13 protein-coding genes are annotated in these 12,216 nt (G+C 73.0%); 8 read left to right on the forward strand and 5 right to left on the reverse strand.

All coding sequences use genetic code 11. The annotated features are described in order from the left end of the window. Positions 1-4: 4 nt before the first annotated feature. Positions 5-454: a MarR family winged helix-turn-helix transcriptional regulator gene (locus ACFYX3_RS28200; protein WP_389018894.1), complete on the reverse strand. Its 450-nt coding sequence runs from the start codon at positions 452-454 to the stop codon at positions 5-7. 49 nt (positions 455-503) lie between these two features. On the opposite strand from ACFYX3_RS28200, the gene ACFYX3_RS28205 reads away from it, so the two are divergent. Further along, positions 504-977, forward strand: coding sequence for a MarR family winged helix-turn-helix transcriptional regulator (locus ACFYX3_RS28205; RefSeq protein WP_389018897.1), 474 nt, complete (start codon positions 504-506; stop codon positions 975-977). 25 nt (positions 978-1,002) lie between these two features. On the opposite strand, the gene ACFYX3_RS28210 is transcribed toward ACFYX3_RS28205, so the two are convergent. The 3 genes from ACFYX3_RS28210 to ACFYX3_RS28220 form a co-directional block, all read right to left on the reverse strand. Next, positions 1,003-1,854, reverse strand: coding sequence for an EamA family transporter (locus ACFYX3_RS28210; RefSeq protein WP_389018901.1), 852 nt, complete (start codon positions 1,852-1,854; stop codon positions 1,003-1,005). Continuing rightward, positions 1,851-2,348 carry a YbaK/EbsC family protein gene (locus tag ACFYX3_RS28215; protein WP_382659846.1) on the reverse strand — a complete coding sequence of 166 codons (498 nt, stop codon included), beginning with the start codon at positions 2,346-2,348 and terminating at the stop codon, positions 1,851-1,853. Before ACFYX3_RS28215 ends, ACFYX3_RS28210 begins: the two co-directional genes overlap by 4 nt. Before the next feature lie 168 nt (positions 2,349-2,516). Next, the gene (locus ACFYX3_RS28220) at positions 2,517-4,154 is read right to left on the reverse strand and encodes a penicillin-binding transpeptidase domain-containing protein (RefSeq protein WP_389018906.1); all 1,638 of its coding nucleotides are present in this window, start codon (positions 4,152-4,154) and stop codon (positions 2,517-2,519) included. 135 nt (positions 4,155-4,289) lie between these two features. Between ACFYX3_RS28220 and ACFYX3_RS28225 the strand changes: the two genes are divergently transcribed. After that, positions 4,290-4,724, forward strand: a complete 435-nt coding sequence (locus ACFYX3_RS28225) for a hypothetical protein (protein ID WP_389018909.1) — start codon at positions 4,290-4,292, stop codon at positions 4,722-4,724. 60 nt (positions 4,725-4,784) lie between these two features. On the opposite strand, the gene ACFYX3_RS28230 is transcribed toward ACFYX3_RS28225, so the two are convergent. Beyond that, a complete protein-coding gene (locus ACFYX3_RS28230) occupies positions 4,785-6,533 on the reverse strand; it encodes a dolichyl-phosphate-mannose--protein mannosyltransferase (RefSeq protein WP_389018912.1) in 1,749 nt (582 codons plus the stop codon). A gap of 52 nt (positions 6,534-6,585) precedes the next feature. Here ACFYX3_RS28230 and rsmI point away from each other — a divergent pair, with 52 nt between their 5' ends. The 6 genes from rsmI (at position 6,586) to ACFYX3_RS28260 (ending at position 12,170) form a co-directional block, all read left to right on the forward strand. Beyond that, entirely contained in the window at positions 6,586-7,473 is an 888-nt protein-coding gene (gene rsmI, locus ACFYX3_RS28235) for a 16S rRNA (cytidine(1402)-2'-O)-methyltransferase (RefSeq protein ID WP_376582246.1), read from the forward strand. 138 nt (positions 7,474-7,611) lie between these two features. Beyond that, the gene (locus ACFYX3_RS28240; protein WP_382659839.1) at positions 7,612-8,040 is read left to right on the forward strand and encodes a hypothetical protein; all 429 of its coding nucleotides are present in this window, start codon (positions 7,612-7,614) and stop codon (positions 8,038-8,040) included. A 40-nt stretch (positions 8,041-8,080) separates the two neighbouring features. After that, positions 8,081-8,950 carry a TatD family hydrolase gene (locus tag ACFYX3_RS28245; protein ID WP_389018917.1) on the forward strand — a complete coding sequence of 290 codons (870 nt, stop codon included), beginning with the start codon at positions 8,081-8,083 and terminating at the stop codon, positions 8,948-8,950. A 73-nt stretch (positions 8,951-9,023) separates the two neighbouring features. Next, positions 9,024-10,328: a ubiquitin-like domain-containing protein gene (locus ACFYX3_RS28250; RefSeq protein WP_389018920.1), complete on the forward strand. Its 1,305-nt coding sequence runs from the start codon at positions 9,024-9,026 to the stop codon at positions 10,326-10,328. A 58-nt stretch (positions 10,329-10,386) separates the two neighbouring features. Further along, positions 10,387-11,271: a 16S rRNA (adenine(1518)-N(6)/adenine(1519)-N(6))-dimethyltransferase RsmA gene (gene rsmA, locus ACFYX3_RS28255; protein ID WP_382659835.1), complete on the forward strand. Its 885-nt coding sequence runs from the start codon at positions 10,387-10,389 to the stop codon at positions 11,269-11,271. Beyond that, positions 11,268-12,170, forward strand: coding sequence for a 4-(cytidine 5'-diphospho)-2-C-methyl-D-erythritol kinase (locus tag ACFYX3_RS28260; RefSeq protein ID WP_389018923.1), 903 nt, complete (start codon positions 11,268-11,270; stop codon positions 12,168-12,170). Before rsmA ends, ACFYX3_RS28260 begins: the two co-directional genes overlap by 4 nt. The last annotated feature ends 46 nt before the right edge of the window (positions 12,171-12,216 follow it).

A 12,216-nucleotide genomic window follows, 5' to 3' on the forward strand; every position in this document is an offset into this window, starting at 1 on the left:
GCGCTCAGACGGCCAGGGCGTCGAGGTGGGTGGCGAGTCGCCGGAGGAGTTCCATCAGGACCGTGTGCTCCTCCGGCGACAGGCACTCCATCAGGCGAAGCCTCAGGGTTCCGACCCGCTCGGAGATCCGCCGGTGCGCGGTCCGGCCCTCGTCGGTCAGGGTCAGCACGTCGTCGCCGTTCCTCCGTGCCCAGCCGTGCTCGACGAAGCGGTCGGCGTGCGGGCGCAGCGTCGGTTCGTCGGCCGACAGGAACGCGGCCATGGTTCCGTCGAGTCCGGCGGTGGTGATCGGGCCGCAGGCGAGGGTGTTCAGCACCTGCCAGGCCCGCCGGTCCAGGCCGTCCGCGGCGAGCAGGCGGCCCAGGCTCTCCTCGATGGCGCCGTCGATGTGCTTCAGCCAGTAACCGAGCGGGCGTTGTTCGCGGACGTCGGGCTGCCGGGTCGGGTCGGTCATGGCGAACCCCCAAAGCATGCGTTGTGACAATTATTGTAATCTAGCATGCATGTCGAAGAGAGAGCCGGGCGACGCGATCGCCGACATCGAACGGGCCATGGTCGCCATCCGCCGCAGCCAGACCCGCCGGTCACTGGGGCGGCTGGCGCCGCCCGACGGCGGCAAGCCGATCGACCCCACGCTGTTCGGCGTCCTCGACGCCGTCGAGGGCCGCGACGCGCCGTGCTCCGTCTCCGACGTCGCCGCCGCGCTCGGTGTCGATCAGCCGAGGGCGAGCCGGCTGGTGCTCCGTACCGTCGAGGAAGGATGGCTGGTCCGCAGGACCGACCCGGCCGACGCCCGGCGCGCACTGCTCGCCCTCACCGACTCCGGGCGGGCGCAGCTCGACCGCACCCATCGCTTCCGGCAGGAGGTCTTCGCGCGGGTGATGGCGGACTGGACGGACGCCGACCGGTCCGAGTTCGCCCGGCTCGTCACCGCGTTCGTGACCTCGTTCGCCGAGGTGGTCCCCGAGGCCGAATGAGCGTCCCGGCGTCCCCGCGCGAGGCTCACCCCGCGTGCAGCATCAGGCCGATCCCCACCACCATCAGGCCCGCCGCCGCGACCCTCGGGGCGCCGAAGCGTTCCTTGAAGAAGACCGCGCCGATGGCCGCGCCCACGATGATCGAGGACTCGCGCAGCGCGGCGATCGGAGCCAGCGGGGCCTTCGTCTGGGCCCACAGGACCAGGGCGTACGCCGCGACCGACAGGGCCGCGCCGAGGAGGCCGCGGGCCGCGTACGGGCGGAGCTGGGGGAGCAGGGCCGAGCGCCGCTTCCACAGGGCGTACGCCGGGATCGCCAGGCCCTCCAGGATCATCAGCCACCCGATGTAGCCCAGCGGCGTGCCCGAGGCGCGGACGCCGACGCCGTCCACGACCGTGTACAGGGCGATCGAAAGCCCCGTCGCGCCCGCCGCGAGCAGCGCCGGCCAGTGCGGGCGGCTCCCGCCGCCCCGGATGCCCCACAGCGCGAGGCCCGTCAGGCCCGCGCAGGCCACCGCCACCCCGAGCAACTGCCAGCCGTCCGGCAGCTCGTGGACGAAGACCGCCGCGAGGACGGTCACGACCAGCGGGGCCGTACCGCGCGCGATCGGGTACACCTGGCCGAAGTCGCCGAGCGAGAACGAGCGCATCAGCAGCACGTAGTAGGCGATGTGGAGGACCGCCGAGGCGATCAGGTACGGCCACGCCCCCGCCGCCGGCAGCGGTGCGAAGCAGGCCACGATCGCGCCGATCAGCGCCCCGCCGCCGGCGATCAGCGTGAAGGAGATCAGCTGGTCCTCGACGCTCTTCGCCATCGCGTTCCAGCCGGCGTGCGTGACCGCCGCGACGAGGACCGCGAGCGTGACCAGCGGCGTCACGCCGAGAGCTCGCGGACGTCCACCAGCGCGCCGCCGGCATGCGCGACCAGCGTCTTCGGGTCCATCGCGAAGACCGTGTGCGGATTGCCCGCCGCCGCCCACACCACCGTGTGGTCGAGGATCCCCCGGTCGGCGAGGACCCGCGTCCTCGTCCGGTGCCCGAACGGCGGCACGCCCCCGATCGCGTACCCCGTCGTCTCCCGGACCACCTTCGCGTCCGCCCGGGTCACCTTCTCCGCGCCCAGCTCCTGCCGCACCCGCTCGACGTCCACCCGCGACGCGCCGTCCATCAGGACGAGGACCGGCACCCCGTCGGCCGCGAAGATCAGCGACTTCACGATCTCGGCGACCTCGCAGCCGATGGCCTCGGCGGCCTGCCGGGCGGTCCGCGTCTCGTCCGGGAAGCGCCGGATCTCGACGTCGAGCCCCAACTCCTGGAGGGCGGCGGCGAACTGGGGGTGGGCGGCGGAGGCGGTGTCCTCGTCGGTCGTCATGGCCCGCACGCTAGCGGTCGGTGTACGGGACACGCGACCGGGTTCCGGGGAGGGGCGACGGGCCGAGGCCGCCCGACGGCCGACCGGCCGGGACCACCGGGCGGTCACCGGGCCTGCGGTCCGGCGGTCACCGGGCCTGCGGTCACCCCGCCTGCGGCCCCGCCGCCCTCATCCCGCCTTCAGGACCTGCGCCACCACCGGGCCCGCCGCGTCGCCCCCGTGGCCGCCAGCCTGGACGACCGCCGCGGCCGCCAGGTCGCCGGAGTAGCCGGTGAACCAGCTGTTGGAGGCGGACTGGCCGTCGAGCTCGGCCGAGCCCGTCTTCGCGCCCTTGGGGGAGGGGACCCCCGCCATCGCCTCGGCCGCGGTGCCGTTCGTCGCCGCCGCGTTCATCATCCGGCGCAGGCCGGAGGCGATCTGGGACGGGAGGCGGTCGGCGGTGGCGAAGGGGCGGTCGTCGAGCTTCTGCGCCACGAGGTACGGCTGGAGGAAGCCGCCGTTCTTCGCGGTCGCGGAGAGCGAGGCGACGTTCAGGGCGCTCATCGTGATCTTGCCCTGACCGATGTACGAGGCGGGGGTCTCGGCCCCGGCGGACTCGGGCACGGAGCCGTCCGCGGCCTGGACGCCGATGTTCCACTCCTGGCCGATGCCGAAGGAGTCGCGGGCGGTCGCGCCGAGGGCGGTGTCCGCGATGTTCTTGTCGCTGAGCTTGGTGATCGCCTTGATGAAGGCGGTGTTGCAGGAGCGGCGGAAGGCGTCGGTGAGGGTGCCGTTCGGGATGCTGAAGTCCTTGAGGTTGTGGAAGGTCCTGCCCCTCGACAGGACGTCCGGAGGACACTCGACCCGGGTGCCGGGCGTCGCCAGACCGTTCTGCATCATCATCGTCGCCGTGACGATCTTCATCGTCGAGCCGGGGGCCTGCTGCCCCATGAGCGCGGTGTTGAACTCGGTGGCGGGATGGTTGGCGACCGCCCGTATCGCCCCCGTCGACGGCTCGATCGCGGCCACCGAGGCCTGACCGAAGCCCTTGACCGCCTTCTCGGCCGCCGCCTGGACGCCCGCGTCGATGGTGGTCTCCAGGGTGCCGGGCTTCCCCTTCGACAGGACGAGGAGGGGAGTGTCGGCGGCGCCCTCGCTGCCCGAGTCGATCCAGGTCTCGACGCCACCGGTGCCGCCCGCCTTCGACCCGTACCGCCTGCGCAGTTCGGTCAGGACCGGCCCGAGCGAGGGGTACTTCTCCGCCGTCAGCTCGACCCCGTTGCGGTCGACGGCCTTGATGGCGGGGGTCTTCGCCTCGCCCGTCCGCAGCGTCCCGGCGGCGGTGAGCTTCGGGTGGATCACGGTCGGCTGCCACTTCACGAGCGCCCGGCCGGTGGTCTGTCCGCGTACCACGGTGAGTTCGGAGGCGTACGACAGGTCCTTCGACACGCCCCCGTACGTGATGGTCGCCTTCACCGTGAACGGCACCGTCGCCCCGACCGCCGTCCCCGGCGTGATGACCGCCTTCGAGACGCTCGCGCCCTCCCGGTAGGCGGCGACCGCAGGCCCCGCCGTGACCGGGTCGTTGGTCAGCTGGGCCGCCTTGTCCGACTCCCCGGCGGCCCAGGCCGCCAGGAAGTCCTTCGCGGTGGCCGTGACCTCGTCGGGGGTGACGGGCCCCGACTTCGGCGCGTCACCGGCGTTGACACCCACGGAGGTCTCGCCGCCCGTGATCCCGTTCCAGAGGTTGTAGCCCCCGTACCCGACGCCGCTCGCCACGACGACGAACACGCCCCCGACGATCGCGACCTTCGCCCCACTGCGCATGACTGCGCCTCCCCTCCCCAGGTGGACCGACGAGTCAAGCAGTCACGGCGTCCGGGTGTCGAGCGACTTCCGCCACATCCGTCAAACCCGTCCCGTCGAACCGGTGTTGCACCGACCGCAGCGGACTACGGTAGTTTGAACGCGTTCAACTCATCGGGATCGGGGGCGGACATGCAGGCGACTGTGCGACGGGACGACATCCACCCATGGCAGTTCGGCCTCGTGCTGCTCGCCGCGATGACCCCCCTGGGCCCCTTGGCCGTATGGGTGGACCGGGGCTACATCAGCTTTCCTCCGGTCCTCGTGACCGCCGCCGTGGCCGCCGTGCCGCTGTTGTTCCATGCCCGCCCGTCGGGCTTCGGCTGGGTCGCCGGCATCGTCTCGGTGCTGTTGCTGTGGTGGTCCTTCGTGGCTGCGATGGCCGGGATGTTCTTCTTCCTCCCTTCGGTGCTGCAGCTCTGGCTGGCCTCCGGAGCGGACCCACGGCGACGGCCGGTGACGGCCAAGGCGATGGTGGGCGCGGGCCTCGTGCTGTCGGCGTTGACGGTGGTGCACCTCCTGGGCGCATGAGCCGCGACGACGAGGAGAGGGCGCGACCGCCGGTCGCGCCCTCTCGCTGCAATTCCCCCGCTAGACCCAGGTGTCGAGCCAGATCCTGTTCCGCCACTGGTCCAGCGGAATGGGAGTCCCGGTGTACAGGGGCCAGAAGTAGATGAAATTCCAGACGATGAGCAGGACGAGACATCCCGCCGCCACCGCGCCGAATGTGCGGCGTCTTTCCGATGAACCGCGGGGGCCGATGAGTGCGCCCAGCATCATGGCCACCGCCAGGCACAGGAAAGGCACGAAGACGACCGCGTAGAAAAGGAAGATGGTGCGTTCCTGATAAAGGAACCAGGGGAGCCAGCCGGCCGCGATGCCGCAGGCGATCGCGCCCGCGCGCCAGTCGCGGCGGAAGGCCCAGCGCCACAGGACGTACAGGATCGCGAAGCAGGCGGCCCACCACAGGAGCGGGGTGCCGAGGGCCAGGACCTCCTGGGCGCACTTCTCGGTCGCGGTGGCCGGGCAGCCGTTCGTGCCGGGGGCGGGGGACTCGTAGAAGTACGAGACGGGGCGGCCGAGGACGATCCAGGACCAGGGGTTCGACTGGTAGGTGTGCGGCGAGGTGAGGCCGACGTGGAAGGTGTACACCTCGGACTCGTAGTGCCAGAGGCTGCGCAGCCAGTCGGGGAGCCAGCCCCAGGTGCCGCCGCCGACCGCCTTGTCGTGGTCCTCGGCCCAGTGCCGGAAGTAGCCCTTGTCGCTGACCAGCCATCCGGTCCAGGTCGCCAGGTACGTCGCGATCGCCACCGGCACGACCGACACGAACGCCGGGACCAGGTCCTTCTTGATCACCGAGAGGTACGGGTGGACCGCGCCGGCCGTACGGCGGGCGCCGACGTCCCACAGGACGGTGAGGAGACCGAAGCCGACCATGATGTACAGGCCGTTCCACTTGGTCGCCGCCGCGAGGCCGAGGGACACGCCGGCCGCGATCCGCCACGGCCGCCAGCCCAGGCGCAGGGTCTCCGCGACGTCCGCGTCGGGGCGAAGGACCCCCTCCTCGTCCTCCGGAAGCGCCGCCGCGAGCCGCGCCCGCGTCCGGTCCCGGTCGAGGAGCAGGCAGCCGAACGCGGCGAGCACGAAGAACATCAGCACCTGGTCGAGCAGCGCGGTGCGGCTCATCACGAAGTGCAGTCCGTCGACGGCCAGCAGCAGACCGGCGAGGCAGCCGAGGAACGTCGAGCGGAAGAGACGGCGGCCGATCCGGCACAGCATCAGCACGGAGAGCGTGCCGAGCAGCGCGACCATGAAGCGCCAGCCGAAGGGCTCGAAGCCGAAGAGCTTCTCGCCGACGCCGATCACCCATTTGCCCATCGGCGGGTGCACGACGTAGCCCGGGTCGGTCGGGATCAGGACCGAGCCGGGGTCGGTGAGGATCGTCTTGTCGATGTCCTTCGGCCAGGCCCCCTCGTACCCCTGGTTGATCAGGGCCCAGGCGTCCTTGGCGTAGTACGTCTCGTCGAATATCACCGCGTGCGGCTTGCCCAGGTTCCAGAACCGCAGCACGCCCGCGACCGCCGTGACCAGGAGCGGACCGCCCCAGGCGAGGAGCCGCCACAGCCGCTCGGCGGGGCCGGGGCCGATGCCGAGGAGCGACCACGTCCGCGCGGAGGGCCGGGTGTACGGGGGGACGAGCCGCTCCCGCAGCCCGATCTGGTCTCCGGCGGGCGGCGCGTAGCCGAAGCGCCGCAGCCTGAGCTGCCACGAAGAGGACTCTGCCACGGGCGCCGCCACGGGGTGCTGGCCCTCCAGGGCCTCGGGTGCGGTACTGGTCACCGCGCCATCGTAGGGACTGCGCCTGTGCGCGTCGCCTGTCCGGGCTGGGAGGATGGTCCGTGTGACAGGAACGCTGGTACTCGCAGGGACCCCCATCGGTGACATCGCGGACGCGCCGCCCCGGCTCGCCACCGAACTGGAGAGCGCGGACATCGTGGCCGCCGAGGACACCCGGAGGCTGCGCGGCCTCACCCGGGCGCTCGGCATCCACACCACGGGCCGGGTCGTCTCGTACTTCGAGGGCAACGAGTCCGCCCGTACGCCCGAACTGGTCGAGGCGCTGGTCGGCGGCGCGCGCGTGCTCCTGGTGACCGACGCGGGCATGCCGTCCGTGTCGGACCCCGGCTACCGGCTCGTCGCCGCCGCCGTCGAGCAGGACATCAAGGTGACGGCCGTCCCCGGCCCGTCCGCCGTGCTCACCGCGCTCGCCCTCTCCGGCCTCCCCGTGGACCGCTTCTGCTTCGAGGGCTTCCTGCCGAGGAAGGCCGGCGAGCGCCTGGGCCGTCTGCGCGAGGTCGCGGACGAGCGACGGACCCTCGTCTACTTCGAGGCCCCGCACCGGCTCGACGACACCCTCGCCGCGATGGCCGAGGTCTTCGGCGCCGAGCGCCGGGCCGCCGTCTGCCGCGAGCTGACCAAGACGTACGAGGAGGTCAAGCGCGGCCCGCTGGCCGAGCTCGCCGCCTGGGCCGCCGAGGGCGTACGGGGCGAGATCACCGTCGTCGTCGAGGGCGCCCCGGAGACAGGCCCCGCGGAACTCGACGCGGAGGAGCTGGTGCGCAGGGTGCGCGTGCGCGAGGAGGCGGGCGAGCGCCGCAAGGAGGCGATCGCCGCCGTCGCGGCGGAGGCGGGACTTCCCAAGCGGGAGGTGTTCGATGCGGTGGTCGCGGCAAAGAATGCGGACGCGTCGGGCCCTGGAAACGGTAAAGGACTAATCTGAAAGGCAAAGCCGAACCCGGCGCCGGGACCGTTCCCAGGGCGCTTGGCAAGGGAACGCCAAAGAGCCTTCCATGGTTCTTCCCCCGCTGATGCGCTCCGGCCCGAAAAGGCGTCCACTGATCAGTGGAGAGGAGCTGGCATGAGCGAGATCACCGGCACCGGCATATCCGTCGCCCATGAGGCGTACGCCTTCGCCTGCATGCGCTGCGGATACGGCTGGGAGCAGGCGTACGACATCGAGCACCACGTCGACGCCGCCGGCCAGGAACACGTCGTCTACAAGGCCGGGGGAGAGCGGGTTCCGTCCCCGCTTTCCAGCCCCACCTGCATGAACTGCGGCGGGCACGTCGTCCGGATCATGCGTGCAGGGCAGATATCGTCGGTGGTCGACATGATCGCCGTGACCGAGGGGCATCATCGGGGGGCGCGGGCGACGAGGCCGATCTCCACGACCGGGCCCATCGGCCAGGAGCTGACCGAGGACGTTCCCGAGGAGCCGCCGGTGCCGCCGGTGCCGCACCACTGGCACCTGTCGGACCTCCTGCACCCGTTCCGGCGTCACCAGTAGTCCACGCGATGGCACTCGTGGTCCTCGTACGATCGGGGCCATGAGTGCCAAGGACGCCCCGCCGCCGCTGCCCGAACCCCTCCTCGTGGAGGTCGCGGACTCGCACACCCATATGGACCTGCAGTCCGGGACCGTCGAGGAGGCCCTCGTCAAGGCCGCCGCCGTCGGCGTGACCACGGTCGTCCAGGTCGGCTGCGACGTGAAGGGCTCGCAGTGGGCCGCCGAGACGGCCGCCGCCCACGAGAACGTGCACGCCGTTGTGGCGCTGCACCCGAACGAGGCTCCGAGGATCGTGCTCGGGGACCCCGACGGCTGGTCCCGGCAAGGGGCCCGCCAGGGGGGTGGGGACTCCGCCCTCGACGACGCCCTCAGCGAGATCGACCGGCTCGCCGCCCTGCCGCACGTGCGCGGCGTCGGCGAGACCGGCCTCGACTTCTTCCGTACGGGCCCCGAGGGCATCGCCGCGCAGGAGCGTTCCTTCCGCGCCCACATCGAGATCGCCAAGCGCCACGGCAAGACGCTCGTCATCCACGACCGCGAGGCCCACGCCGACGTGCTGCGCGTCCTCGACGAGGAGGGAGCCCCCGAGCGGACCGTCTTCCACTGCTACTCCGGCGACGCCGCCATGGCCGAGATCTGCGCCGCCAAGGGCTACTACATGTCCTTCGCCGGCAACGTCACCTTCAAGAACGCCCAGCCGCTGCGCGACGCCCTCGCGATCGCCCCGCTGGAGCTCGTCCTCGTCGAGACCGACGCCCCCTTCCTCACCCCCGCGCCCTTCCGCGGCCGCCCGAACGCCCCGTACCTGATCCCGGTCACCGTCCGGGCGATGGCGGAGGTCCGCGGCATCGGGGAGAACGAGCTGGCCGGGGCGATCGCCGTGAACACGGCCCGCGCCTTCGATTACTGATCCATAACGGTTACGCCATGCAGTCGGGTCGCTCGGGAGCGTGACCGGGGCCGGGGCTTAGGGTCCCGGCCTCGTGAGCACTTCCCAGGGCAGTCACCGAGCCGGACGGCGAGCGGCGGGCGCGACCCTGCCCCTGCACGAGCAGCCGACGATGGCGGCGCCCCTCGTCGTACCCGACACCGCCCCCGGCGCCGCCCCCGGCACCGTCCCCGGCCAGGGCTCCCGTGCCGGGGACCGCCGCGCCGCCCGCCGCCGCAAGGCCTCAGCGGGCCCCGGGGCCGCCGCGGAAGGGCTCCGGAAGCTCGTCCCGCAGGCCCTCGTCGTCGCCTTCCTGGCCGGCGGCACCAGCGCCTTCGTCGCCGACGACAAGGCCGTCGAGCTCACCGTCGACGGCGTCCCGCGCACCCTCCACACCTTCGCCGACGACGTCGGCGAGCTCCTGGCCGACGAGGGCGTCGCCGTCGGCGAGCACGACATCGTCGCCCCCGGCCCCGCCGAGGCCCTCGCCAGCGGCGACGAGATCGTCGTCCGGTACGGGCGGCCGGTCTCCCTCACCGTCGACGGGCAGCGCCACCGGATCTGGACCACCGCCGAGACCGTCGAGGGCGCCCTGCGCCAGCTCGGGGTCCGCGCGGAGGGCGCCTACCTGTCGGTCTCCCGCGGCGCCGCGATCTCCCGTCAGGGCCTCTCCCTCGACGTCCGCACCGAGCGGGCCGTCACCTTCCTCGCCGACGGACGCGAGCGGACGATCCGGACGAACGCCGCCACCGTCCGCGAGGCCCTCGCCGAGGCCGGGATCACCCTCTCCGGGCAGGACACCACCTCCGTCCCGTCCGGCTCCTTCCCCCGCGACGGCCAGACCGTGAACGTCATGCGGATCACCGGCTCCCGGCAGGTGCGGGAGGAGTCCGTCCCGTACGCCGTCGAGCGGGTCCGCGACCCCGCGCTGTTCGCCGGCACCGAGGTCGTCGAACGGCAGGGCGCCCCGGGCGTCCGCCGCGTCACGTACAGCCTGCGCACGGTCAACGGCGTCAGGCAGCGGCCGCGCCGCACCGGCGAGGAGATCGTCCGCGAACCCGTCAGCCGCAAGGTGCGGGTCGGCACCCGGCCGCTGCCCGCCTCCGTCTCCGGCGCCGACGGCCTCGACTGGGGCGCGCTCGCCGCCTGCGAGTCCGGCGGCCGCCCGAACGCGGTCGACCCCTCGGGGACGTACGGCGGGCTCTACCAGTTCGACCCCGGTACGTGGCACGCCCTCGGCGGCAGCGGCACCGCCCAGAACGCGCCCGCCGCCGAGCAGACCTTCCGCGCGAAGAAGCTGTACGTGCAGCGGGGGGCGAGCCCGTGGCCCCACTGCGGGCGCCGGCTCACGCACGGGTAGCCGTCGCGGTACCGGTGAGCCGTAGGTCGGCCCCACCGGCGCCCCGTACGCTGTACCGGTGAGCACCACCACCGGCCCCGAAAGCCCCGACGCCCTCCTCGGCCCCGCCGACATCCGTGAGCTGGCCGCCGCCCTCGGCGTGCGCCCCACGAAGCAGAAGGGCCAGAACTTCGTCATCGACGCCAACACCGTCCGGCGGATCGTCCGCACGGCCGAGGTCCGGCCCGAGGACGTCGTCGTGGAGGTGGGTCCCGGACTCGGCTCCCTCACCCTGGCCCTCCTGGAGGCCGCCGACCGCGTGACGGCCGTCGAGATCGACGACGTGCTCGCCGCCGCGCTGCCGTCGACGATCGCCGCCCGGATGCCCGGGAAGAAGGACCGCTTCGCGCTCGTCCACTCCGACGCGATGCACGTCGAGGAGCTGCCGGGCCCGCCGCCGACCGCGCTCGTCGCGAACCTGCCGTACAACGTGGCCGTGCCCGTCCTGCTGCACATGCTGGAGCGGTTCCCGACCATCGAGCGGACCCTCGTCATGGTCCAGGCCGAGGTCGCCGACCGGCTCGCCGCGAAGCCGGGGAACAAGGTGTACGGGGTCCCCTCGGTCAAGGCCAACTGGTACGCGGAGGTCAAGCGCGCCGGAGCCATCGGCCGCAACGTCTTCTGGCCCGCGCCGAACGTCGACTCCGGCCTCGTCTCCCTCGTCCGCCGCACCGAGCCGCTCCCGACCACCGCGAGCCGGCAGGAGGTCTTCGCGGTCGTCGACGCGGCCTTCGCGCAGCGCCGCAAGACCCTGCGCGCGGCCCTCGCCACGTGGGCGGGCTCGCCCGCGGCGGCCGAGGAGGCCCTGGTGAAGGCCGGGATCTCGCCGCAGGCGCGCGGCGAGTCGCTGACGGTCGAGGAGTTCGCGCGGATCGCGGAGAACAAGCCGGAGGCGAAGGCATGAGCGGCGTGACCGTACGCGTCCCCGCCAAGGTCAACGTGCAGCTCGCGGTCGGCGCCGCCCGGCCCGACGGCTTCCACGACCTGGCGAACGTCTTCCTCGCCGTCTCCCTGTACGACGAGGTGACCGCCACCCCCGCCGCCGAGCTCACGATCACCTGCGAGGGCCCGGACGCCGACAAGGTGCCGCTGGACCGCACCAACCTGGCCGCGCGCGCCGCCGAGCTGCTCGCCGCCCGGCACGGCATCTCGCCCGACGTGCACCTGCACATCGAGAAGGACATCCCGGTCGCGGGCGGCATGGCCGGCGGCAGCGCGGACGGCGCGGGCGCGCTGCTCGCCTGCGACGCGCTCTGGGGCCTGGACTCGCCGCGCGAGATGCTCCTGGAGATCTGCGCGGAACTCGGCTCGGACGTGCCGTTCAGCCTCGTCGGCGGGGCGGCGCTCGGCACCGGGCGCGGCGAGAAGCTGACGGAGCTGCCGGTCGGCGGCACGTTCCACTGGGTGTTCGCCGTCGCGGACGGCGGTCTGTCGACCCCGGCGGTGTACGGCGAGTTCGACCGTCTCGCCGAGGGCGTCGACGTCCCGGAGCCGGCCGCCTCCCCGGCCCTTCTGGAGGCCCTGGCGACCGGCGACACCACCGCCCTCGCCGCCACCCTCGCCAACGACCTCCAGGCCCCGGCGCTCTCCCTGCGCCCGTCGCTCGCCGCGACCCTGGCGGCGGGCACGGAGGCGGGCGCGCTCGCGGCCCTGGTCTCCGGTTCGGGCCCGACGACGGCCTTCCTGGTGAAGGACGCGGAGACGGCCACCACGGTCGCCGCCGCCCTCACCGCCTCGGGCACCTGCCGCACGGCCCGCGTGGCGACGTCCCCGGCCCCGGGCGCGGCGGTCCTTCCGGCCTGACGTGTCATCCTTGGGCCCGTCCGATCGGACGGGCCTGGGGGGCGTC

This window comes from Streptomyces sp. NPDC002463 (genome assembly GCF_042889835.1).
GTDB lineage: Bacteria > Actinomycetota > Actinomycetes > Streptomycetales > Streptomycetaceae > Streptomyces > Streptomyces nymphaeiformis.

Bases quoted from the DNA above. Each gene is read 5' to 3' on its own strand.
- ACFYX3_RS28245 (WP_389018917.1), top strand. From the start codon at position 8,081: ATGAGTGCCAAGGACGCCCCGCCGCCGCTGCCCGAACCCCTCCTCGTG.
- ACFYX3_RS28200 (WP_389018894.1), bottom strand. From the start codon at position 454: ATGACCGACCCGACCCGGCAGCCCGACGTCCGCGAACAACGCCCGCTC.
- ACFYX3_RS28240 (WP_382659839.1), top strand. From the start codon at position 7,612: ATGAGCGAGATCACCGGCACCGGCATATCCGTCGCCCATGAGGCGTAC.
- ACFYX3_RS28260 (WP_389018923.1), top strand. From the start codon at position 11,268: ATGAGCGGCGTGACCGTACGCGTCCCCGCCAAGGTCAACGTGCAGCTC.
- ACFYX3_RS28215 (WP_382659846.1), bottom strand. From the start codon at position 2,348: ATGACGACCGACGAGGACACCGCCTCCGCCGCCCACCCCCAGTTCGCC.
- rsmI (WP_376582246.1), top strand. From the start codon at position 6,586: ATGGTCCGTGTGACAGGAACGCTGGTACTCGCAGGGACCCCCATCGGT.
- ACFYX3_RS28220 (WP_389018906.1), bottom strand. From the start codon at position 4,154: ATGCGCAGTGGGGCGAAGGTCGCGATCGTCGGGGGCGTGTTCGTCGTC.
- ACFYX3_RS28205 (WP_389018897.1), top strand. From the start codon at position 504: ATGTCGAAGAGAGAGCCGGGCGACGCGATCGCCGACATCGAACGGGCC.